We start from the raw sequence: 21,337 nt of genomic DNA, 5'->3' as shown, positions 1-21,337 counted from the left end.
AATTTTCAGAAAAATACAAATCAAAAGCAATGATGGAGAGAAAAATACTATCCTTTAACTACAGAGAGCTGATGTTTGGTGAAAATCAGCGTTAAAGCAGTATATAATAATCACTCCGAAGCTGCTAAGTCGAAACTATTGGAGTAGGCAAGGCCGGGATTCTACAATTCGTAGAAGTGCCACCGTTATATGGCTAGGGTTAAATTATTGACCTGAAGAGGTAATTCATATTAGTGAATTATAATTAGGGTGGTACCGCGGGAAAATCTCTCGTCCCTAGGATATAATACTATATCTTAGGAACGAGAGATTTTTTATTTATACAATCAAAGGAGGAATTTTTATGAGAAGCAACCAAATAAAAAAAGGGGCAAAGGGAGCTCCTGTTAGATCTCTATTTTATGGTATGGGATATACAAAAGAAGAAATAGACAGACCTCTTATTGGTATTGTCAATGCTCAAAATGAAATAATAGCAGGACATATGCATTTAGATCAAATTGCAAAGGCTGCTAAAATGGGCGTTGCAATGGCAGGAGGTACTCCTATAGAATTTCCTGCAATAGGTATTTGTGATGGAATTGCTATGGGGCATGATGGTATGAAATATCCACTAGCAAGTAGAGAGCTTATTGCTGATTCTATTGAAGCAATGGCAATAGGACATGGTTTTGATGGATTAGTCCTTATTCCAAACTGTGATAAGATCGTTCCAGGAATGCTAATGGCTGCTGCAAGACTAAATATTCCAGCAATTGTAGTAAGTGGTGGTCCTATGCGAGCTGGAGAGCATAATGGTAAAGCACTAGATTTTAGTAGTGTCATAGAAGGTGTTGGAGCTTTTAAAGATAATAAAATGACAGAAGAAGAATTAGAAGAATTAGCAAGAAAATCATGTCCTGGATGTGGTTCTTGCTCAGGACTTTTTACTGCTAATAGTATGAACTGCTTAACAGAAGCTTTAGGAATGGGCCTTCCATACAATGGTACTGCTATGTCTCACTCTGGTGAAAGAATTCAACTTGCAAAATATGCTGGTATGAAGGTAATGGAATGTGTTAAAAATGATATAAAGCCATTAGATATTCTAACAATAGATGCATTTAAAAATGCAATTACTGTAGATATGGCTATGGCTGGTTCTTCTAACACAGTACTACATCTACCAGCAATTGCTCATGAAGCAGGTATATCGTTACCACTTGAATTGTTTGATGAGATCAGTCAAGTAACACCATATCTTACAAAGCTTAGCCCTAGCGGTAAACATCATATGGAGGATCTACATCGTGCAGGAGGAATCCCTGCACTTATGAAGGAATTAACAAAAAAAGGATTACTCAACCTAGATGTAATGACCGTTACTGGAAAAACTGTTGGTGAAAACCTTAAAGATAAAAAAGTACTTGATACTGATATCATTCATCCTATTAAAAACCCTTATAGAAATAAAGGTGGCCTTGCTATATTAAGGGGAAATCTAGCAGTAGATGGAGCAGTTGTAAAAGAATCAGCAGTAGCTGATGAAATGCTGGTACACATTGGCCCTGCAAAGGTATTTGATTCAGAAGAAGCAGCAGTATCTGCAATCTTTAATGGAAAGATTGTAAAGGGAGATGTAGTAGTTATAAGATATGAAGGTCCTAAGGGTGGTCCTGGTATGAGAGAGATGCTATCCCCTACTTCTGCTATTGCAGGTATGGGGCTTGACAAGGATGTAGCACTCATTACAGATGGTAGATTCTCTGGAGCAACTCGTGGTGCTGCTATTGGTCATGTATCTCCTGAAGCTATGGAAGGAGGTCTTATTGGTCTTATTGAAGATGGAGATATCATTCATATTGATATTCCTAATAAAAAATTAGAAGTTAAATTAAGTGAAGAAGAAATACAAAAACGTAAAAATTGTTTTGTAAAGCCTGAACCAAAAGTAAAAAAAGGATATTTAGCAAGATATGCAAAATTAGTTACTTCAGCAAGTACAGGAGCTGTATTAAAATAAAAGCAGTGCAACCTTTTAATAGAGAAGGTTGCACTGCTTTTATTCTTTTGATTGTTCATCTAATCTATCCAATATCAAATTATATCCATCAGCTCCATATGTTAGACATCGATTAATTCTGCTGATGGTCGCTGTACTCGCTCCTGTTATTTCTTCAATCTCATTATAGGTTTTCTTTTCTCTTAAAAGCTTTGCTACTTTAAGACGCTGGGATAATGCTTGAATCTCCTTTATAGTACATATATCTTCAAAAAATCTATAGCATTCTTCTATATTTTTGAGTAATAATATTGCTTCAAACAATTCATCAGTAAACTCATTTTTTAATTTTGACTCGTAAGTCATCATTCCACCACCTTTTCCCTTTATCTAAATAATATTCTATATTTATTTATTATCTCCTTTTTATTGAAATATAATTTTTTAAAAAAACTATTGACACAATTCTAAAAAATCATTATACTTTATATTAATCAAAGCAAAAGTTAATAAACGGATATCTCTTATCCAGAGTGGTGGAGGGACTGGCCCTATGAAACCCGGCAACCGGCATATTTTATGCAGCGGTGCCAATTCCTGCGATACATTGTATCGACAGATGAGAGAAGGAAGCAATTGTTATATATGCCTCTTTCTCAATGAAAGAGGTTTTTTTAACCCCCTCTTTCATCAGCAGGGGTTATTTTATTACTTGTTTGTTTTAGTACTATATAGTTATAAAGAGGTGAAGTTATGATAAAAATTAAGAATTTATCAAAGATTTATACGAATGGAAGAAACCAAGTAGTCGCTCTTAAGGATATATCTTTAAATATTAATCAAGGGGATATTTATGGCATTATTGGTCTTAGTGGTGCAGGAAAATCATCTCTCATTCGCTGTATAAACAGATTGGAAGAGCCTACAAGTGGTGACATATTTGTAAATAGCATAAACTTAATGACTTTAAAAAACAGCGAATTGAGAAATGCAAGAAAAAAAATAGGCATGATTTTTCAAAATTTTAATCTATTGCATAGTAAAAATGTATTTGAAAATATTGCTTTTCCATTAAGACTTGTAAAAACACCTAAAAAAATCATCAAAGAAAAGGTAAATCATCTTTTAGAGCTTGTAGAGCTTTCTGATAAAGCTCATGTTTATCCTTCTCAGTTAAGTGGAGGTCAAAAGCAGAGAGTAGGTATTGCAAGAGCTCTAGCAAATGAACCTGATGTACTCCTCTGTGATGAAGCAACATCGGCACTAGATCCGAAAACTACAAAGCAGATTCTAACATTACTTAAAAATATCAACAAAGAATTTGGATTGACTATTGTAGTCATCACTCATGAAATGGAAGTAATCAAAGAAATATGCAACCGTGTAGCAATTCTTGAAGGTGGATGCTTGATAGAGGAAGGTTCTACTATTGATATTTTCTCAAAGCCCGGCAACTCTGTCACAAAGCATTTTGTAGATCACGATCAAGCTTTACCAAAGCAATATATGAAAGGAAAAGTATTAAATTTATCATTTACAAAGGGCAGTGCAGATAAACCACTTATTTCAAAAATCACAAAAAAATTTGATGTAGATGTAAATATTCTTTCTGGAAAAATTGAATATATCCAAGAAAAGCCCATTGGAAAGCTCACTATTCAAATGAATGTAGATTGCCATAAATTATTAGATATTATATCTTTTCTAGAAAAAAACAATGTAAAAGCGGAGGTGTTAAAGCAATGAATCATTGGATAGAACTTCTTACACCATCTTTATTAGAAACCTTATATATGGTATTTATCTCTGTGATTTTTACAATTATTTTAGGATTGCCATTAGGGATAATTCTTGTTGTAACAGACCAAAATCACATTCTTCCAAATCCATATATTCACAACATACTTTCATATATTATCAATGTAGCTAGATCACTACCCTTTATCATTTTGATGATATTTATTATTCCTTTTACAAGACTTGTTGTTGGAACAACTATTGGCACAACTGCTGCTATTGTTCCATTAGTTATAGCTGCAACTCCCTTCTTTTCACGAGTTGTAGAAACAAGTATAAGGGAAGTAGACTGGGGTGTAGTAGAAGCTTCTATCTCTATGGGAGCAACCCCTCACCAAATAATTTTTAGAGTACTGCTTCCTGAGGCTATGTCATCCTTGATTCTTGGTATTACCATTACCATTATCAATATTTTAAGCTATTCCGCTATGGCTGGAGTTGTTGGAGGAGGTGGTCTTGGAGATTTAGCTGTAAGATACGGTTATCACCGTTTCCAAACAGATGTAATGATTGCTACAGTTATTCTTTTGATTATCCTTGTACAAATCATTCAAACTGCTGGCAATAAAATTGCACAAAGCATCAATAAAAAATAAAAAATTGGAGGTATGCAAAATGAAAAAAAATATTTTAAAAGTATTAGTATGTCTATTAGCTTTATCCTTATTATTTACAGGATGTGCGAAAAAAGAAACACCTACTGCACAACAAAAATCAGACACAATAACCCTTACAATTGGTGCAACACCAGTACCTCATACAGAAATATTAGAATTTATCAAGCCAAAGCTTGAAAAGGAAGGTATAAAGCTAGAAATAAAAGAATTTACAGATTATGTAACACCTAACCTTGCTTTAGCAGAAAAAGAAATCGATGCAAATTTCTTTCAGCACTTGCCTTATTTAGAAACATTTAATAAAGAAAGAGAATTAGATCTTGTAAGTGCAGGAAACGTTCATGTTGAACCTCTTGGTTTGTATTCTAAAAAAATTAAATCTGTTGATGAACTACAAAGCAAAGCTACAATCACTATTCCAAATGATCCAACTAATGAAGGACGTGCACTCATTTTATTAGATGCAAAAGGAATAATAAAATTAAATAAAGATGCAGGACTTGAAGCAACTGAAAAGGACATTATAGAAAATCCTAAAAATATAACATTCAAGCCTGTTGATGCAGCACAGCTTCCTAGAACATTAGATGATGTAGCTGCAAGTGTAATCAACACAAACTTTGCATTAGAAGGAAATCTTAATCCTAAAGAAGATGCTTTACTAATAGAAGGCAGCGAATCCCCATATGCAAATATAGTAGCAGTTCGTCCTGAAGATAAGGACAGCGAAAAAATTCAGAGGCTTATGAAAGTACTACAATCTGAAGATGTAAAAAAATTTATTGAAGAAAAATATAATGGTGCAGTAGTTCCTGCTTTTTAATATAAAAATCATATCTTTCTCATTATGTGAAATAATATTAATGAGGAGATGATCATATGAAAAATGATAAAGGAATTCATTCTGATTCAGAAAGACCACAGGATAGGATTGATGCTACCTACAATAAAGAAAACCATCCTATTATAGAAAAAACGCAAAATGCTTATGTAATGCCTCTTGATATGCAAAGAGATGTGGATATAATTGACACCTTTAGATTTTATGAAGACACCACAAAGGTTACTAAAAAAAGAGATGTGTAATAAGGTGGTCATTGACCACCTTATACCCTATTTATTCCCAAATAAACTATCCTTACAATAATCTATTCTTTACTTTTAACTAATAATAATTGTCTACTCATAAAAATCCCCATAAGCAGTAGCATAACCCATAAAGAAGGTTCATCCATTTCCGTCATATCTCCTATATGAACTGGTTTTTTCCTTGCTAAAATTTGCTTTTGTTTTTCCAGCATAACTTTTTCTTGAGCTTCATTTTCAAGAACTATAAAAGAAGTCATTGGACTCATCACATGAGATATAATACTATTTTTTACAATAGACAAGGACTTTTCAAAATATTTCTCTGGATGAAGCATATAACTCATATACATTCCTTGAAGCATAGCTCCATTTTCCCATTTAGCATTTTTCTCTTCTTTTATATTTACTTCTAATTTATCATCTAAAAGAACTATACTATCTTCCTCTACATCTTGTAAATAATATGCTTTTCCATTTTTATCTTTCCAAACTAATACTGGTATTTTCTCCACTCGATCCATAGTTTTTCTTAACTGACTTGAATACCCTGTAATTTTTCCTTCTCTATCTAAATGATAATAATATACCCCTTCTGGACAAGCAAATGAAAATTCATCTATTTTCTCCAACCCTACTCCTTTACTTATATCATCTGTAACAACAATAATAACTGGATACTCACTGCTATCTTTTACATAATTATCATAAAAAATCTTCTTTATCGTATATTCTAAAAAGAATCCACCTTTTACGTCAATATGTTTTAAATGTTTTTCCCACTCTTTATTATATGAAATCCTTTTTTCTTCAAAGTTTACAGGAATTATTTCTTCTACTTTATTTTCAATATGATAATCTTTAATATAATTCTTCACCCTTTCTATATAGTCATTTATTTTTCCATCACTTTCTTTTGAATAATCTATTAAAAAATAATACTTTTGCTCTCTTGTTGTTCTTTCTAATTTTTTCTTCACTTCCTTTGGAATATAAGCAAGCCCCTTACCTATAATAATTTCTTTTTTATTTAAATGCTTAATATGTTCATCCTTTAAATCAATCCTATGTCCATCAATATTAATAGTGATTGGAGCTTTATGAAGGATTTCTATTCCTGTTTTTCTTATTTCTCCACCATTAAATGGAAATACCTTAAATGCTATTTTATTATTTCCCAAATCTGTTAAAATCCCAGGATCTCTCTTTATAGCTTTTGTATTTTGATAAATCCAATCGGCAGCTCTTTTATCTGCAAGCAAACCGTATTTTTTTTCATTCCCTACATATAAATAATAATTGCTAATATAACTTCCTTTTGGAAGCTTAAATGTTGTGTTAAACTCCTCTTGTTCTCTTCCTCTATTTTCCAACTCAAAATCTATCCAGCTTTTCAGTACCTTTTCTTTTTCATCATATATTGTTTGCGTTTTTATATCTTTGATAAATACTTGATTTTTTGATTGTCTTTCATCATTTAGCACTATATCTGATTCACCTAAAAATACATCCTCAAGCCTTTTTATTTTTTTATTAGATATTGATAATCCATCTAGCACATATTCATTATATAGTGAAGTAAAATAAGGAATATCCGTAGTAAAAACATCAAGCTTATTTCTTTTATTTCCTTTTACATATTTTATATTTTTTAAAGCTCTTTTTACTCCAGCTATGTCTATATGTGCTTCATTTTTATCTTCATAGCTTCTTTGATATGTAAAGGTCAGTGCATTATCTAAATTTTCTTTATCATTTTTTATAATCATCATCATAAATACAGGAATTGTTAAAACCCCTATTAAAAACAATGCAGCTAAAATCTTCTTTTCATAAAAAGCCTTTAAATAATAGTAATCAGACCACAAAGCTTTTACATGTAAAAACATTAAAAGCATTGGCACAAGCATTAAAGCACCACATCCGAAAAAAATCATTCCAATCAATGACAACAGTATATAAGGAAGAAAAACAATGAAAAAGTAAAAGGTAAAAACAAAGGTAATACTTTTTAATACCCACAAAATGAGCCTGATTCTTTTATTCTCCATATCTGGAATTAACATTAATACACCTGTTATCATGGCAAACAGATAAAAGCCAATATGAGAAAAATCTCCAAATATATTTCCAAAGCTTTGATTTAAGCATAACCCTATCAAAGAACCCAAAAGATTCAAAAAAGCTAAATTCTTTTGCCATATATCAGCCCTTTTATTTAAAAGTCTATAAATAATTCGTATGAAGAAAAAGAAAAAAGCTACTATACTCATAATAAATAATATAGGGGTAAGCTTTTCAATAGGAGAATTATCATTCAACAATATATATATAAATACATAACAAAATACTGGAATACCAATCATACTATAAAAGTCCTTTGAATTGCTACCTTTTTCTACTTTCTCAACACTAAAATGAACCAACAACAGCATAGAATGAATAAGCACTGGCATAATAAGTGTTAAAATAGTAATGCTAGGTCTTATACCTAAAAACATATAATCTGGAATATCAGAAGGAATAATGTATGTATCATTGTAAAAATAAACGCTTAAAAATATGGTATATACTATAAAGATCAAAAGAGCACATAATGGCTGTATATCTTTTTTATTTATCCAGTTTCTTATATTCCACAATGTAAATATAATCAACGCTGAACCTAAATAAATTGCTGCTAATCTCCAATACTCTATACTACTTTTAGATAGTTCTGAACTAATCAATCCAAATATTTTAGTAAATAGAATAAAAATAATTATTTGAGGAAGCGTTAACGTTATCAATATAAGGTATGGTTTATATATTTTATTCATGAGATTCATCTCCTTTTTGAAATATTTTTGAAAACAAATAATATGTAATGATTAAATAACTAAAATAAAAAACAACACCAATAGACTGATGCATCAATCTTTCATATTTCATATTAAATGTTATGGTATTCATAATCAAAAAAGCCACTATAATCCTTGAAGCATTTGCAATAATTGTAATAAAATATGCAACAATAAAAAAAATCAATGCTACTAATGATTTATTTTTATTTCGTATCTTAAAAAGAAATGAAAAACTAATCATCAAAAATACCATAATAAAAAAATTTATTCCTGAACATCCTCTGCTTATATGAATTTTAAAATCAGCATTGATAAATCCAATCCCTTCATAATATTTAAAAGCAACTCCTAAAACTAATTCCACAATTTTTGTTACAGGCTTTAAAATAAACAATATGTACTGAAAATCTCCATATTTGAAAATCATTTTTATACATGCAGCTATAAATATAATCCATATATAAACAAACAAATGCAATCCCCCCCATAAATTTACATTTACATTATACACAATCAATTATTATATTTCAATATTTTTTTATTGTTTTTCGATAATATTTTTTCGCTAAATAATAAACCATTAAACTATTTGCTAATTTCGCTGTATCACTATTAGAAAAATAATTTAATTTATAAAATCATATTTTGTAAATATATGGTATAATCGGAATAGTGTAGACTATATTATATCCAATCGCAAAGACAATATATATACTATTAAATATAATATTAAAAACAGATTTAAATACTCTAACTAGATAATATATGAAAAAGAAGAATCAATGTTTTGAATTAATAAAAATAAGCGAACCTCAAGACTAGATTCGCTTATTTTTGAGAAAGAACCTCTTTGACGCTTATCTTATTTTGTCTAAAATCTGAAATATATTAATATACTTTTCTATTTTTTCGACATTTCAATAGATTTTTTTGTACAACTCTGCATTGCTGATATAATAGATGAACGAAATCCTGTTCTTTCAAGAGTAGCTACTGCTTCTATAGTTGTACCTGCTGGAGAACATACCATATCCTTTAATGCTCCTGGATGCTTCCCAGTTTCTAGTACCATCTTAGCTGCTCCAAGTACTGCTTGAGCTGCCATTCTATAAGCTTGATCTCTTGGCATACCATCTAAAACTGCTGCATCTGCCATAGCTTCAATAAACATAAATACATATGCAGGAGACGATCCACTAACAGAAGTTACTGCATCCATCAACTTTTCACTAACTATTTCAACCTTTCCAAAGCTATTAAAAATTTTTACTACCTCATCCACTTCATCAGTTGTTAATTTTTCATTAGGTACAATAGCTGTCATTCCTTCCCCTACTAGAGCTGGGGTATTAGGCATAGCTCGAACCACTTTAACTTTCCTTCCAAAGCTTTCTTCTGTACTACAAATGTCTTTCCCTGCTGCAATGGTTATAATAATCACATCATTCTTTATATAATCTTTTATTTCTTTAATGACTAAAGAATAAATATTAGGTTTTATGGACAATACCAAAATATCAGAAAGTTTTGCTACTTCCTTATTATCCTTTGTTACTTTTATACCACATTCTTTTGCCAGTTCTAATCTTTCTTCACTCAAATCAGACATAATAATATCTACTGCTGAAACTAATTTTGATTTTAAAATACCACCCATGATCGCCTGCCCCATATTCCCAGCACCAATAAATCCTATTGTCTTTTGCACAACAAGCCCTCCTTTATAAAATATTTATAAATAATATACTCCTTAAGCAAAAGTCTGCTCTGTTCTTTCAATAATCTCATCCTGCAATGCTTTGCTCAAATTATTAAAATGATCACTATAACCTGCAACCCTTACGATCAAATCTTTATATTCCTCTGGATTATTTTGTGCATCTATCAAAGTTTTTCGATCAATTACATTGAACTGAATATGATGTCCATCCATATTAAAATATGCTCTAATAAGAGATGCCAAATTTTCTAGTCCCTCCTCCCCTGCTAACACAGAAGGAGTAAATTTTTGATTAAGGAGTGTTCCTCCTGTTCTTAGATGATCCATTTTAGCTGCTGATTTTATAACTGCGGTAGGTCCATTTGTATCTGCTCCTTTAGCTGGGGAAATTCCTTCAGATACAGGCTTTCCATAAAGCCTTCCATTTGCACTTGCCATCATAACCGATCCAAAATATACATGACAAGTAGTTGGCAGCATATCAATGCGATAAACACCGCCCTTCATATTCTTCCTTCCATTTACAATATCATAAAAAGCATTAAAAGCATCTAGCATCAATTCATCTGCATACGAATCATCATTTCCATATTTAGGCGTTTTATTTCTAACAATGTGATGAATCATTTCATGTCCTTCAAAATTATCATCTAAAGCCTTAAGTAGTTCATCCATAGTAAATCTTTTTTTATCAAAAACATTGTATTTAATAGAAGCTAAACAATCTGCTACCGTACCAATACCAACCCCTTGAATATAATTTGTATTATATCTTGCTCCTCCTGCATTATAATCCATTCCCTTATCAATGCAATCACTTGTAATAACAGATAGAAATGGAACAGGCATATTGGTAGCATAGATTTTTTCAATCATGTGGTTTCCTCTTATTTTAATATCTACAAAATGATTGAGTTGTTTTTTAAATGCTTCAAAAAATTCTTCATAAGTTTCAAAATTTCTAGGATCTCCTGTCTTTAAACCTAGCTGCTTTCCTCTTACTTGATCAAAGCCATTGTTTAAAGTAATTTCTAGTATTTTAGGAATATTCAAATATCCCGTTAAAATATATGCTTCTTTTCCATAAGCTCCCGTTTCAACACACCCACTTGCTCCACCTTCTCTAGCATCTACAATATCCTTTCCTGCCCTTAGCATTTCTTGAATCATTGCATCAGTATTATAAAATGCAGGCTGTCCCCATCCTTTTCTAGAAATTTCGCAGGCTCTTTTTAAAAACTTTAAAGGAGTCTTTTTACTAATTTGAACATTAGAACTAGGTTGAAGGAGTTTCATTTCATCCATTACATCTAAAATCAAATAGCTAACATCATTAACTCCATTAGAGCCATCTGGTTTTACTCCTCCACTATTAATATTTGCAAAATCTGTATAAGTTCCACTTTCTTTTAAAGTAATACCAACTTTAGGAGGAGCTGGTTGATTATTAAACTTTACCCATAGACATTCTAATAATTCTTTTGCTTCATCTCGTGTCAATATCCCTTCTTCTATATCCTTTTTATAAAAAGGATATAGATGCTGATCTAATCTTCCCGGACTATAAGCATCCCAATTGTTCATTTCAATAGTTACACCTAAATGTACAAACCAATACATTTGTATAGCCTGATGAAAAGTCTTTGGAGGAAATGCTGGAACAACATCACAATTTTTTGCAATTTTTAAAAGTTCCAATTTTCTTCTCTCATCTGTTTCTTTTGACGCAAGCTTTCTTGCATATGCTGCATATCTTTTTCCAAAGCTTATGATTGCATCACAGCAAATAGCCATAGCTTGAAGCTGGATTTTCTTTTCGTAAGCATTAGGATCATTGAAATAATCTAATTTTCCAATAGCATCTTCAATATCCTTTTTAAATCCAATAAATCCTTTTTTGTATATTTTTCCATCTGCTACTGTATGCCCTGGCCCCCTCTGCTCCATAAATTCTGTAAATATACCACTTTCATAACAATCAATCCATTCTGGAGTCATATGGTCAAAAATTTTCTTCCTGATTGAACGGTCTTTCCAATAAGGAATAATTACTTCTTTTTGAATGCTTTTTACTTCTTCACTTACTTTAAAAGAAATATATTCCCTATTGTTCATTACATCAAAATCTTCTAGTGTATGGCAACAAAGTTCAGGATATGTAGGTGTAGATTGAGGTCCTTCTCCCTTTTCTCCTACAATAAGTTCATCTTCATTGATACAAAGCTTCTTATTCTCTAGAATATGCTTAAAGGTCAATGCCCTAAGAATCGGTATTTCAACTACTCCTGCATATTTTTGATATGCTTCATTTACAAGGACTGCTCTTTCAATACTAATATGTGGTTTTGTAGTCAAACTTTGATGTCTTAGTTTTTTAATTCTTTCATTCATTCCTCTTTCCATCCTTTTACCCCCCTATTTTTACCTTGAAATTAGATTTTTCAAACATAGATTTAATTTTATTTAGTACTATATCAGATGGCCTCTTGAGATATTCCCTTTTATAATCCATATTCAACCTTTTATATTTGTCGCTGCCTATTTCATGAAATGGTAGCAAATGAACCCTTTGAATATTTAAGTCCTTAGTAAATATAATCATTTCCTTTATGTTTTCATCATCTGTATTTATCCCTTCTATTAAAGGAATTCTTAGATAAATACTAGCTCCTTTTTCTGATAAGCATTTTAAATTATTTAAAATAATTTTATTATCTTTTCCTGTATATTGCTCATGCTTTTTTGGATCCATTATTTTCAAATCATACAAAAATACATCTGTATAATTAATAATTTTTTCAAAGCTTTCAAAGGGAGCATATCCACATGTATCAATAGCAACACTTATTCCTTTACTATGACAAGATTTTACCAACTCTTCTACAAACTCAATCTGACTCATAACTTCCCCACCAGATAAAGTTACTCCCCCACCTGATTCATCATAAAAAATTTGATCTTTTTCAATTTCCTGCATCAATTCACTTAATGTATATTCCTTGCCTACTAATTCTCTTGCATTATTTATACAAAAATCAATACAATTTTCACAAAATACACATTGATTAGGATCATAAAAAATATGTTCTTTTAATCTAATACATTGCACCACACATTTTTTCTCACACATTTTGCATAGAGTACATTTTTCCTCATTATACATAATTTCTTTTTCATATCTTTGACTCTCAGGATTATGACACCACCAACAAGCTAGAGGACACCCCTTAAAAAACACCGTAGTTCTAATCCCCGGACCATCATGTACACAATATCTTTGGATATTTATAATTCTTCCTTTATTCAAAAAATCACCTTCTAACTATAAAAGCTTTTTCACAGCTATATTTCATCATAATTAAATCTATTTCACAACCATAAATTTCACTTATATATCATTCTTTTTTTTGAAAAAATTAGGTATATTTACAGCTAACAGCTTAACCGTTTTATTTGTGTAATTAGCCCAATTATGGAGCATATTTGAATCAATATGTGCACTATCCCCTGGATACAATTCATACTGCTCATCAGCTACAAAAAGGGTAAGTATTCCTTCTAAAACATAAATAAACTCTTCTCCTTCATGTTGATAAGGAGTAATTTCCTCATCTACATTGCTTGGCAGTATTTCAATTAATCTTGGCAAAAGTTCTTTATTTTCAATATCATTAGTTAAATGATAATGAATAAACTGACTATTAACGATTTCAAACGCTTTTTTTTCATAGCTTCTCAACACTATCCTTTTACTATTTTCTGGTTTCTTAAAAAAATAAGATATATTTACATCTAAAAAATCTGCTATTTTTTCTAAAGCATCAATAGCTATAGTTGTAAGCCCTCTTTCCAATTGGGATAAAAAGCCTATCGATAATCCTGTCTTTTCACTTAAATCCTTTAGTGTTAAATTCTTATTAGTTCTTAAATCTTTAATCTTTCTTCCTACATCAGCTGCCATTCTTTTGTCCCTCTCTCAATACGTTTTTAGAAAATTTTAACAATTTTATTCTTATTGTACTATATCTTTCCTACAACGTCTATCTATTTTTACTATTTTTTTACGATAATGAAATATAATTTATATATATGAATCATACTATCATCATATTCATTAATATATCTGTTATATTACAAAAATTTCTTTACATCATTCATAATATTCGGTTATAATATAAACATAAGTTTATTTACTAAGCAAAAGTTGGTGATAATTGTGACACTGCGAGAAAAAGAAATTCTAGCTTTAATTAAAAAAGATCCTTTAATCTCTCAACAAGAATTGGCTAAAAGGTTGGGAATTACCCGTTCCTCTGTAGCAGTGCATATTACAAATTTGATGAAAAAAGGATATATCTTAGGGAAAGGCTATATCATAAGAAAAGATAAATATGTTGCTGTAATAGGAGGAACCAACGTAGATATTCAAGGCTTTACAAATCACACTTTGAAGCTTCATGATTCTAATCCAGGAGATGTAAAAATGTCTCTTGGAGGGGTTGGAAGAAATATAGCAGAAAATCTAGTGCATTTAGGTATAAATACAAAATTGATTTCTGCCGTAGGAGATGATTTATACGGAAATAAAATTTTAGAGGAATGTAAACTCTCTGGAATTGATACAACACATATTTTATCTTTAAAAAATACTCCTTCTTCTATATATCTTTCAATTTTAGATGAAAATGGAGATATGAAATTAGCAGTTTCAGCTATGGATATTTTTGATAAAATCACCATTGATTTTATTAGAGAAAAAAGTCCTATGCTAAAAAATGCCCAATTAATAGTCGTAGATACAAATATTCCAGAAGAAATTCTTCATTATTTAGTAAGCAATTTTAAAGAAGTAGATTTTTTCCTTGATCCTGTATCTACTACAAAAGCAAAGAAAGTAAAAAATTTTATAGGTTTATTTCACACTATAAAACCTAATAAGCTAGAAGCTGAAATACTTTCAGGAATAAAAATTAATACAAAAGAAGATCTAAAAAAAGCTGCTGATTATTTTCTAAAGGAAGGCGTAAAAAATATATTTATAAGTCTTGGAAAGCTTGGAGTATATTGTAGAAATGAAAATACATCTATTCTTTTATCTACTCCTAAAATAAAGGCAGTCAATACTACAGGGGCTGGAGACGCATTTATGGCAGGACTTATTTATAGTCATTTAAATAACTTTTCTTTAAGCGATAGTGCAAAATTTTCAAGTTCTGCTTCTATAATTGCCCTTTCACATGAGAATACCATCAATCCAACCCTGTCCGTAGAAAATATTCAAAAACTTTCAAAGGAGATGAATTTATGTATAAAAAATATTTAGACATCCATCCAGAGGTACAAAAAGCATTAGAGGAAAACAAGCCTGTTGTAGCATTAGAATCAACTATCATATCTCATGGTATGCCTTATCCAGAAAATATAAAAACTGCTAGAGCCGTTGAAAATATTATAAGAGAAAACGGTGCTATTCCTGCAACAATAGGAATTTTAAAAGGAAGATTTAAGGTTGGTCTAACCGATGATGAACTTGAATACATGGGAAAAGGAGAAGATATATTAAAAGCAAGTAGACGAGATCTTCCTTTCATAATCGCAAAGGAACTAAATGGTGCTACAACAGTAGCCTCTACGATGATTATTTCAGCTTTAGCAGGGATTAAGGTATTTGTTACAGGAGGAATTGGTGGCGTTCATAGAGAAGCTCAAGAAACATTTGATATTTCAGCAGATTTAATGGAGCTTAGCCATACAAATGTAGCTGTTGTTTGTTCAGGAGCAAAATCTATCCTTGACATAGGACTAACTTTAGAATACCTAGAAACCCACGGAGTTCCTGTTGTTGGTTTTGGTACAGAGGAATTCCCTGCATTCTTTACAAGAAAAAGTGGATTTCATGTAGATTATCGCATTGATTCAGAAACAGAACTTGCAAAAGCACTAAAAGCAAAATGGGATTTAAACCTAAATGGTGGAGTTGTTGTAGGAAATCCAATTCCAAAAGAATATGAAATGGATTATAATACCATCACCAATGCTATAGAAGATGCGCTTAAAGAAGCAAAAGAAAAAGGCATAAAGGGAAAAGAAACAACTCCTTTCTTACTTTCAAAAATAAAAGCCATTACTAGTGGAAAAAGCTTATCATCAAATATTCAGCTTGTATACAACAATGCAAGGTTAGGTGCAAAATTAGCAGTTGAACTTTCTAAGCTATACCAAAAATAAACCTCATTTTTTATGAAAGGCTCCTAATCAGGAGTCTTTTTGATATATATTTAATGTGCAAATATTTTTAGTCAAAGGATTCCTTTTCACTTTGAAGCAGTTTTATGACTTTTTTAATCAAATCATATTCATATCCTCGATATGATAAATATCTTCCCAGCTTTTGATATACCTTCCTTTTATCTGTATCCTTTATAGTATTTAGCTTCTTTCTTGCCAAGCTTAATGCATTTTCATATTCTTTTTCTTCATCTATTTCTTGTTCAATAGTATTTTCTATCAAATTCATATCAATGCCCTTTCTGTATAGCTCCTGCTTAATTCTATTTTTGCCATATTTTTTTTCTAATGATTTATTTTTAACCATATGCTTTACCAGCTGAGCATCATTAATAAAATTATATTCTTTCAAAAAAGCTATTACTCTTTCAATAGTTTCTTCATCATATTCATAATTTTTCAGTCTTTCCCTCATTTCTTTTTCTGTGCGAGAAGAAAAATGTAGTAATTTTAATGCTCTGCTTTTGGCTTTCAAATAAGTTTCTTCCATAACGATTTTTTCAAATTTTTCTGTATCAACCTCCTGACCTACCTTTAACCTTAACATATAGACGATTTCCTTATGAATTCCTAAAAAAAATTCATCATTTACATAAATGCTTACACGATTTTCATTTTTTTGTTGCTCGATTTTTGTAATTTTAAACATATATTTCACCTCTATCTTAATTCATAATGAAAAGCCGAGAAAATATCTCGGCTTTTATTTTTTCATTCCTCTGCACCAGGGCTTTCTACAACCTTTCATGCAAAATCTTCCCTGTTCAACACATACAACCTCATCTGAATCACAATTCGGGCAAACATGAATTTCCTTTTCATATGCTTCTTTAAATTCATATCCACAATTTTTGCATATATATTTACAAATATTTAAAGTATAATTTCCACCTTCAATGCTAATAGGTCTTCCTTCTGTAAGCGCCTTAGCAACCTTTTTTCTAGCTTCATCAATAATAAGCTGAAAGGTTTGTCTTGAAACATGCATTTTTTCTGCACATTCCTCCTGAGAAAGCTTTTCAATATCCTTCAGTCTCATAGCTTCCAATTCTTCAAGCTTTAACTGAACCTCTTCAAGATGACATCGCATCTTTCCAACAGGTATAAAATATCTATTTTCAGGCATAAAAGCAATTTTTCTTGGTTTCGTCGGCCTAGGCAAAATTTCACCTCCTACAATTTTGACAGATTCCCTTCATAATGATCTTTATATCTTCCACATCTACATCATATTCTTTTTCTGTAAAGTTCCTTAGTCGAATCAAATCTAAAATCATTTCTGTCTTATCATAGTCATAGATTTTATTGCATTTTTTACATGTAAAATGAATATGCATCCTTTTTTCACTAAACAGCTTTAATTCATAATATCTATCTTTTTCAATAGTTATTTCTTCTATTATATCATGTATTTTTAATATTTCTATAGTTCTATACACAGTAGCTAAGCCGATTCCTTTATTTTTCACTAAAGCATGTACTTCCTCTGGTTTAAAATGCTCATCATAGTTTAAGAAAACCTCCATAATTGCTTTTCTTTGCTTTGTTAATTTAATATTTTTCTCTTTTAAAATTTCTTCAATCATCTGCATTTTACTCTTCATTTTAACCACCTTATATATTATATGAAAAAAGGCAGAGTAAATTCTGCCTAATCATTACAATGCCCTTCATGTGCATGTTCTGTACATACACTATCTGTTGATTTTAAATTACCACTTGCATATGCATTGATTACATCTTCTAATTTCCCTTGTGCACCTACAACTACTTTTACACCATTTTCTTTAAAAAGCTCTTGTGCAGTAGCTCCCATTCCACCTGCAATAATCACTTCTATTCCTCTTTCAGCAAGAAATGGCGGCAAGAAGCCTGGACGATGGCCTGGATTTTCTAGGAAGCTTCTTCCTTCAACAGCTCCATTATTCACTTCAAAAACTTCAAATCCTTCACAATGACCAAAATGCCCTGATACAAAATTACCATCCTTAGCAATAGCTACTTTCATTTTTTACTCCTCCTCATATTTATTTTTAAATTTATTCCATATATTTATAATTTCTTTCGCTGCTTTACTTTTTTCATAGCTTACAATAGGCTTTAACTCATTTGCAGCCATCTTAACACAAGGATCGAAAGGAATTTTCCCTAATAATTCTATTCCTTCTCTTTGACAAATTTTTTCTATTTCTATGCTCATCTCTTCATTAATGTCATATTTATTAATACATGCAAAGGCTTTAATATTAAAATGCTTTGTCAAAGAATAAACCCTCTCAAAATCATTGATTCCTGACTGAGTTGGCTCTACAACAATTAATGCTGCATCACAGCCTGTAATAGAAGCCATCACAGCACAGCCTATTCCCGGAGTTCCATCCATAATAACCCATTCATCTTCTTTTTTATGAGCCATAGCATTCTTTCTTACTTGTGTTACAAGCTTTCCTGAACCTTCTGCTCCAATAACCATCTCAGCTCTTGATAAAAGGCCTCTTTGGGTTTGTGTTAAAATTGTTTCTCCTGTGATTTCATCTTCTAAAGAAATAGCTCCTTTAGGGCATACTATCTTACATGCACCACAGCCTTCACATTTTAATGAGTCTATCTTAAAATCAGCAATAGCATCAAATCGACAGACCTTCTCACATTCTCCACATTTTATACATTTGTTCATGTCTATATGAGCAAGCTTTGCACCTATATATGATCTTTTTTCTATATCTTCTCCTCCGAGAATAATATGAAGATTAGATGCATCAACATCACAATCTACTTTTATACTCTTATCGCTAAGATAAGCAAAGGATGCAGCAACTGTCGTTTTTCCTGTTCCACCTTTTCCACTAATAATAACTAACTGCATGCCTTCACCTCCAAAATCTTCTCTCCAATCTCTTTAAACCTATCATTATATTCTTTATCTTCTACAAGTAGCTTTCCCTTTGAATATAAAACAGCAGCCTTTTTATCATAAGGAATCTTTCCTAATAAATTAATTTTTTCTTCTTCACAATATCTCGTAATCAAATCATGCTCTTCATCAGCTCGATTAACTATAATCCCAAATGGTATATTCATTTGTCTTACAAGTTCTACAGCAATTTTTAAATCATGAAGACCAAAAGGCGTAGCTTCTGTTACTAAAACAGCTACATCTACTCCATCAATAGCTGATACTACAGAACAAGAGCTTCCAGGTGAACAATCAATAATAGTCGGTGAATCATCCACTAATTCCTTCAGCCTTTTAATGATAGGAGGTGCCATTGGCTCTCCTATATCTAAAATACCTCTCATACACTTTATAGCTTCTGCTTCACCTATGTCTATTTTTCCAATAGTTCTTCCCTCTTCTGTAATAGCATTTACTGGGCAAACAAGCGTACATGCACCACAGCCATGACATAATTTTTCAAATAGAATAATATCTGTTTTTGTCCCAGCCAAAGCATTAAACTGACACGCAGCTACACATTTATTACAATTAATACACTTTTCTTCATCTATTTTGGGAACAGGGATTTTTACTTCCTCTGTTTTAATCACCTTAGGCTTTAAAAATATAAATCCATTCGGTTCTTCCACATCACAATCTACATAATTCCAATTCATTATCTTGGCAAGATTTGTAGATACAGTCGTTTTTCCTGTACCGCCTTTACCACTTAAGACTGCAATTTTCATCTTTACCAGTCCTTTCGTTATTTTCCCATTCCAAAATGTGCAGGTCCAGCATTTTCAATAATCTCTAGCTTTCCTTCTTCATATAATTTGATTTCTTCTTCTATAGTTCCACCTTTTCCATGATATGGCTTAACCTTTCCACCCATCAATACCTTCATAGCATTTGGACCTAAAAATCCAGTAATAAGTACTTCTACTCCTTTATTTACAACCTGCTGCCCTGCAGCAATACCAGCTCCACCTGATGCTGTTACACCACTGTTTTCAATAAACTCATATGTTTTTGTTTCTGTATCATAGATTGCAAAATATGGACATCTCCCAAATCTTGAATCCATCATAGCACCCTTTTCATTTCCTAAACTTGAAACACATATTTTCATTATTCAATCCCTCCTATTTTATCTTCTATTTTATTTCCAAAGCTTTCACAAAATCCAAAACGCATTTTTCCAAATACTTCAACTTTTCCTTCATCACATAATGATACAAATTCAGGATCAATTGGAAGTTTTTCGATTACGTCTATATTCATTTCCTTTGCTGCTTCTTCTATTTTACCTTCTCCAAATATATAGTGTTTTTTATTACAGTCTGGACATTCAAAATAGCTCATATTCTCAACAATACCATAAATAGGTGTTGCCATCATTTTTGCCATATTGACAGATTTTTTCACAATCAATTTGACCAAATCCTGTGGAGAAGAAACAACCACAATACCGTCTACTGGAACTGACTGCATAATAGTAAGTGGTACATCTCCTGTTCCTGGAGGCATATCAATAAGTAATACATCTAAATCTCCCCATGCCACATCTGTAAAAAATTGTTTTACTGTTCCTGCAATAAGTGGACCTCTCCAAACAACTGGAGCATCTTCTTGATCCACTAACAGATTTAATGATATCACTTTAATGCCTGTAACAGTTTCAACAGGTACTATACTTTTTCCATCAGAAAAAGCTCTTTGATTATTTACGCCAAATATTTTAGGAATACTAGGGCCTGTTATATCTGCATCCATAATTCCTACCTTGTACCCTTTATTTCTTAAAGCTACAGCCATTAAAGAAGTAACTGAACTCTTTCCTACTCCTCCTTTACCACTCATTACAGCGATAATTTTTTTAATGCTTGTACCTTCCATCGGCTTCTCTTTTTGTATCATCTATAACCTCTCCTTCATCATAATTGGCATTTGCTAATTATAGTATACTCCATTTTCTATTATTGTCAAATATCCATTTTATTATGTCTCATGACTAATAATTCTAATCAACTGCTTTCTCAATACACTACATATACAAATAAAAAA

General features: G+C 31.3%; 22 protein-coding genes, 1 riboswitch and 1 other annotated feature. Of the genes, 7 read left to right on the top strand and 15 right to left on the bottom strand.

Annotation, left to right across the window (positions count from 1 at the left end; genetic code table 11):
- Positions 1–20: 20 nt before the first annotated feature.
- Positions 21–281 (top strand) — a binding site (T-box leader).
- A gap of 62 nt (positions 282–343) precedes the next feature.
- A complete protein-coding gene (gene ilvD, locus KVH43_RS07840) occupies positions 344–2,002 on the top strand; it encodes a dihydroxy-acid dehydratase (protein ID WP_218282006.1) in 1,659 nt (552 codons plus the stop codon).
- A gap of 39 nt (positions 2,003–2,041) precedes the next feature.
- On the opposite strand, the gene KVH43_RS07835 is transcribed toward ilvD, so the two are convergent.
- A complete protein-coding gene (locus KVH43_RS07835; protein WP_420829627.1) occupies positions 2,042–2,350 on the bottom strand; it encodes a YerC/YecD family TrpR-related protein in 309 nt (102 codons plus the stop codon).
- Positions 2,351–2,502: 152 nt separating this feature from the next.
- Positions 2,503–2,607: riboswitch (SAM riboswitch) on the top strand.
- 127 nt (positions 2,608–2,734) lie between these two features.
- Here KVH43_RS07835 and KVH43_RS07830 point away from each other — a divergent pair.
- Genes KVH43_RS07830 through KVH43_RS07815 form a run of 4 tightly spaced genes read left to right on the top strand, consistent with a single transcriptional unit; the run spans position 2,735 to position 5,481 of the window.
- Positions 2,735–3,727, top strand: a complete 993-nt coding sequence (locus tag KVH43_RS07830) for a methionine ABC transporter ATP-binding protein (protein ID WP_218282005.1) — start codon at positions 2,735–2,737, stop codon at positions 3,725–3,727.
- Positions 3,724–4,374, top strand: a complete 651-nt coding sequence (locus tag KVH43_RS07825; RefSeq protein ID WP_218282004.1) for a methionine ABC transporter permease — start codon at positions 3,724–3,726, stop codon at positions 4,372–4,374. Before KVH43_RS07830 ends, KVH43_RS07825 begins: the two co-directional genes overlap by 4 nt.
- Before the next feature lie 19 nt (positions 4,375–4,393).
- Positions 4,394–5,218: a MetQ/NlpA family ABC transporter substrate-binding protein gene (locus KVH43_RS07820; RefSeq protein WP_218282003.1), complete on the top strand. Its 825-nt coding sequence runs from the start codon at positions 4,394–4,396 to the stop codon at positions 5,216–5,218.
- Positions 5,219–5,274: 56 nt separating this feature from the next.
- Positions 5,275–5,481 carry a hypothetical protein gene (locus KVH43_RS07815; RefSeq protein ID WP_218282002.1) on the top strand — a complete coding sequence of 69 codons (207 nt, stop codon included), beginning with the start codon at positions 5,275–5,277 and terminating at the stop codon, positions 5,479–5,481.
- A 62-nt stretch (positions 5,482–5,543) separates the two neighbouring features.
- Here the strand turns inward: KVH43_RS07815 and KVH43_RS07810 are convergent, their stop codons facing one another.
- The 6 genes from KVH43_RS07810 to KVH43_RS07785 form a co-directional block, all read right to left on the bottom strand.
- Positions 5,544–8,300, bottom strand: a complete 2,757-nt coding sequence (locus tag KVH43_RS07810; RefSeq protein ID WP_218282001.1) for an MSEP-CTERM sorting domain-containing protein — start codon at positions 8,298–8,300, stop codon at positions 5,544–5,546.
- Positions 8,293–8,796: an exosortase K gene (gene xrtK / locus KVH43_RS07805; RefSeq protein WP_218282000.1), complete on the bottom strand. Its 504-nt coding sequence runs from the start codon at positions 8,794–8,796 to the stop codon at positions 8,293–8,295. The genes KVH43_RS07810 and xrtK overlap by 8 nt, the downstream gene beginning before the upstream one ends.
- A gap of 429 nt (positions 8,797–9,225) precedes the next feature.
- Positions 9,226–10,032: a pyrroline-5-carboxylate reductase gene (gene proC, locus KVH43_RS07800; protein WP_218281999.1), complete on the bottom strand. Its 807-nt coding sequence runs from the start codon at positions 10,030–10,032 to the stop codon at positions 9,226–9,228.
- A 42-nt stretch (positions 10,033–10,074) separates the two neighbouring features.
- Positions 10,075–12,447, bottom strand: coding sequence for a trans-4-hydroxy-L-proline dehydratase (hypD, locus tag KVH43_RS07795; protein WP_218281998.1), 2,373 nt, complete (start codon positions 12,445–12,447; stop codon positions 10,075–10,077).
- A gap of 4 nt (positions 12,448–12,451) precedes the next feature.
- The gene (locus KVH43_RS07790) at positions 12,452–13,351 is read right to left on the bottom strand and encodes a trans-4-hydroxy-L-proline dehydratase activase (RefSeq protein WP_218281997.1); all 900 of its coding nucleotides are present in this window, start codon (positions 13,349–13,351) and stop codon (positions 12,452–12,454) included.
- An 81-nt stretch (positions 13,352–13,432) separates the two neighbouring features.
- A complete protein-coding gene (locus tag KVH43_RS07785) occupies positions 13,433–14,005 on the bottom strand; it encodes a helix-turn-helix domain-containing protein (protein WP_218281996.1) in 573 nt (190 codons plus the stop codon).
- A 255-nt stretch (positions 14,006–14,260) separates the two neighbouring features.
- Here KVH43_RS07785 and KVH43_RS07780 point away from each other — a divergent pair, with 255 nt between their 5' ends.
- Positions 14,261–15,367, top strand: a complete 1,107-nt coding sequence (locus tag KVH43_RS07780) for a PfkB family carbohydrate kinase (RefSeq protein WP_218281995.1) — start codon at positions 14,261–14,263, stop codon at positions 15,365–15,367.
- Complete coding sequence (locus KVH43_RS07775) at positions 15,349–16,272, top strand: pseudouridine-5'-phosphate glycosidase (protein WP_218281994.1); 924 nt, start codon at positions 15,349–15,351, stop codon at positions 16,270–16,272. Before KVH43_RS07780 ends, KVH43_RS07775 begins: the two co-directional genes overlap by 19 nt.
- 67 nt (positions 16,273–16,339) lie before the next feature.
- Here KVH43_RS07775 and recX read toward each other — a convergent pair whose 3' ends face one another.
- Genes recX through KVH43_RS07735 form a run of 8 tightly spaced genes read right to left on the bottom strand, consistent with a single transcriptional unit; the run spans position 16,340 to position 21,190 of the window.
- The gene (gene recX / locus KVH43_RS07770) at positions 16,340–16,981 is read right to left on the bottom strand and encodes a recombination regulator RecX (RefSeq protein WP_218281993.1); all 642 of its coding nucleotides are present in this window, start codon (positions 16,979–16,981) and stop codon (positions 16,340–16,342) included.
- A gap of 54 nt (positions 16,982–17,035) precedes the next feature.
- Positions 17,036–17,494 (bottom strand): DUF134 domain-containing protein, encoded by a 459-nt coding sequence (locus KVH43_RS07765; protein ID WP_218281992.1) that lies wholly within the window; start codon positions 17,492–17,494, stop codon positions 17,036–17,038.
- Positions 17,495–17,498: 4 nt separating this feature from the next.
- The gene (locus KVH43_RS07760) at positions 17,499–17,936 is read right to left on the bottom strand and encodes a Fur family transcriptional regulator (protein ID WP_218281991.1); all 438 of its coding nucleotides are present in this window, start codon (positions 17,934–17,936) and stop codon (positions 17,499–17,501) included.
- A gap of 47 nt (positions 17,937–17,983) precedes the next feature.
- Positions 17,984–18,340, bottom strand: a complete 357-nt coding sequence (locus KVH43_RS07755) for a NifB/NifX family molybdenum-iron cluster-binding protein (RefSeq protein WP_218281990.1) — start codon at positions 18,338–18,340, stop codon at positions 17,984–17,986.
- 3 nt (positions 18,341–18,343) lie between these two features.
- Positions 18,344–19,198, bottom strand: a complete 855-nt coding sequence (locus KVH43_RS07750) for an ATP-binding protein (RefSeq protein WP_218281989.1) — start codon at positions 19,196–19,198, stop codon at positions 18,344–18,346.
- On the bottom strand, positions 19,189–20,019 hold the full coding sequence (locus KVH43_RS07745) for a 4Fe-4S binding protein (RefSeq protein WP_218281988.1): 831 nt from the start codon (positions 20,017–20,019) through the stop codon (positions 19,189–19,191). Before KVH43_RS07745 ends, KVH43_RS07750 begins: the two co-directional genes overlap by 10 nt.
- A 17-nt stretch (positions 20,020–20,036) precedes the next feature.
- Positions 20,037–20,402 (bottom strand): NifB/NifX family molybdenum-iron cluster-binding protein, encoded by a 366-nt coding sequence (locus KVH43_RS07740; protein ID WP_218281987.1) that lies wholly within the window; start codon positions 20,400–20,402, stop codon positions 20,037–20,039.
- On the bottom strand, positions 20,402–21,190 hold the full coding sequence (locus KVH43_RS07735; protein WP_218281986.1) for an Mrp/NBP35 family ATP-binding protein: 789 nt from the start codon (positions 21,188–21,190) through the stop codon (positions 20,402–20,404). The genes KVH43_RS07740 and KVH43_RS07735 overlap by 1 nt, the downstream gene beginning before the upstream one ends.
- Between the last annotated feature and the right edge of the window lie 147 nt (positions 21,191–21,337).

The organism is Crassaminicella indica (assembly GCF_019203185.1).
Lineage (GTDB): Bacteria > Bacillota > Clostridia > Peptostreptococcales > Thermotaleaceae > Crassaminicella > Crassaminicella indica.
This window is presented reverse-complemented; position numbering and strand designations above follow the sequence as displayed.

Excerpts from the sequence above, each read along its gene's own strand:
- KVH43_RS07810 (WP_218282001.1), bottom strand. The coding sequence starts at position 8,300 with ATGAATAAAATATATAAACCATACCTTATATTGATAACGTTAACGCTT.
- hypD (WP_218281998.1), bottom strand. The coding sequence starts at position 12,447 with ATGGAAAGAGGAATGAATGAAAGAATTAAAAAACTAAGACATCAAAGT.
- ilvD (WP_218282006.1), top strand. The coding sequence starts at position 344 with ATGAGAAGCAACCAAATAAAAAAAGGGGCAAAGGGAGCTCCTGTTAGA.
- KVH43_RS07775 (WP_218281994.1), top strand. The coding sequence starts at position 15,349 with ATGTATAAAAAATATTTAGACATCCATCCAGAGGTACAAAAAGCATTA.
- KVH43_RS07825 (WP_218282004.1), top strand. The coding sequence starts at position 3,724 with ATGAATCATTGGATAGAACTTCTTACACCATCTTTATTAGAAACCTTA.
- KVH43_RS07735 (WP_218281986.1), bottom strand. The coding sequence starts at position 21,190 with ATGATACAAAAAGAGAAGCCGATGGAAGGTACAAGCATTAAAAAAATT.
- KVH43_RS07820 (WP_218282003.1), top strand. The coding sequence starts at position 4,394 with ATGAAAAAAAATATTTTAAAAGTATTAGTATGTCTATTAGCTTTATCC.
- KVH43_RS07760 (WP_218281991.1), bottom strand. The coding sequence starts at position 17,936 with ATGAAGAGTAAAATGCAGATGATTGAAGAAATTTTAAAAGAGAAAAAT.
- KVH43_RS07830 (WP_218282005.1), top strand. The coding sequence starts at position 2,735 with ATGATAAAAATTAAGAATTTATCAAAGATTTATACGAATGGAAGAAAC.
- KVH43_RS07835 (WP_420829627.1), bottom strand. The coding sequence starts at position 2,350 with ATGATGACTTACGAGTCAAAATTAAAAAATGAGTTTACTGATGAATTG.
- KVH43_RS07745 (WP_218281988.1), bottom strand. The coding sequence starts at position 20,019 with ATGAAAATTGCAGTCTTAAGTGGTAAAGGCGGTACAGGAAAAACGACT.
- recX (WP_218281993.1), bottom strand. The coding sequence starts at position 16,981 with ATGTTTAAAATTACAAAAATCGAGCAACAAAAAAATGAAAATCGTGTA.
- KVH43_RS07750 (WP_218281989.1), bottom strand. The coding sequence starts at position 19,198 with ATGCAGTTAGTTATTATTAGTGGAAAAGGTGGAACAGGAAAAACGACA.
- KVH43_RS07740 (WP_218281987.1), bottom strand. The coding sequence starts at position 20,402 with ATGAAAATATGTGTTTCAAGTTTAGGAAATGAAAAGGGTGCTATGATG.
- KVH43_RS07815 (WP_218282002.1), top strand. The coding sequence starts at position 5,275 with ATGAAAAATGATAAAGGAATTCATTCTGATTCAGAAAGACCACAGGAT.
- KVH43_RS07755 (WP_218281990.1), bottom strand. The coding sequence starts at position 18,340 with ATGAAAGTAGCTATTGCTAAGGATGGTAATTTTGTATCAGGGCATTTT.
- KVH43_RS07785 (WP_218281996.1), bottom strand. The coding sequence starts at position 14,005 with ATGGCAGCTGATGTAGGAAGAAAGATTAAAGATTTAAGAACTAATAAG.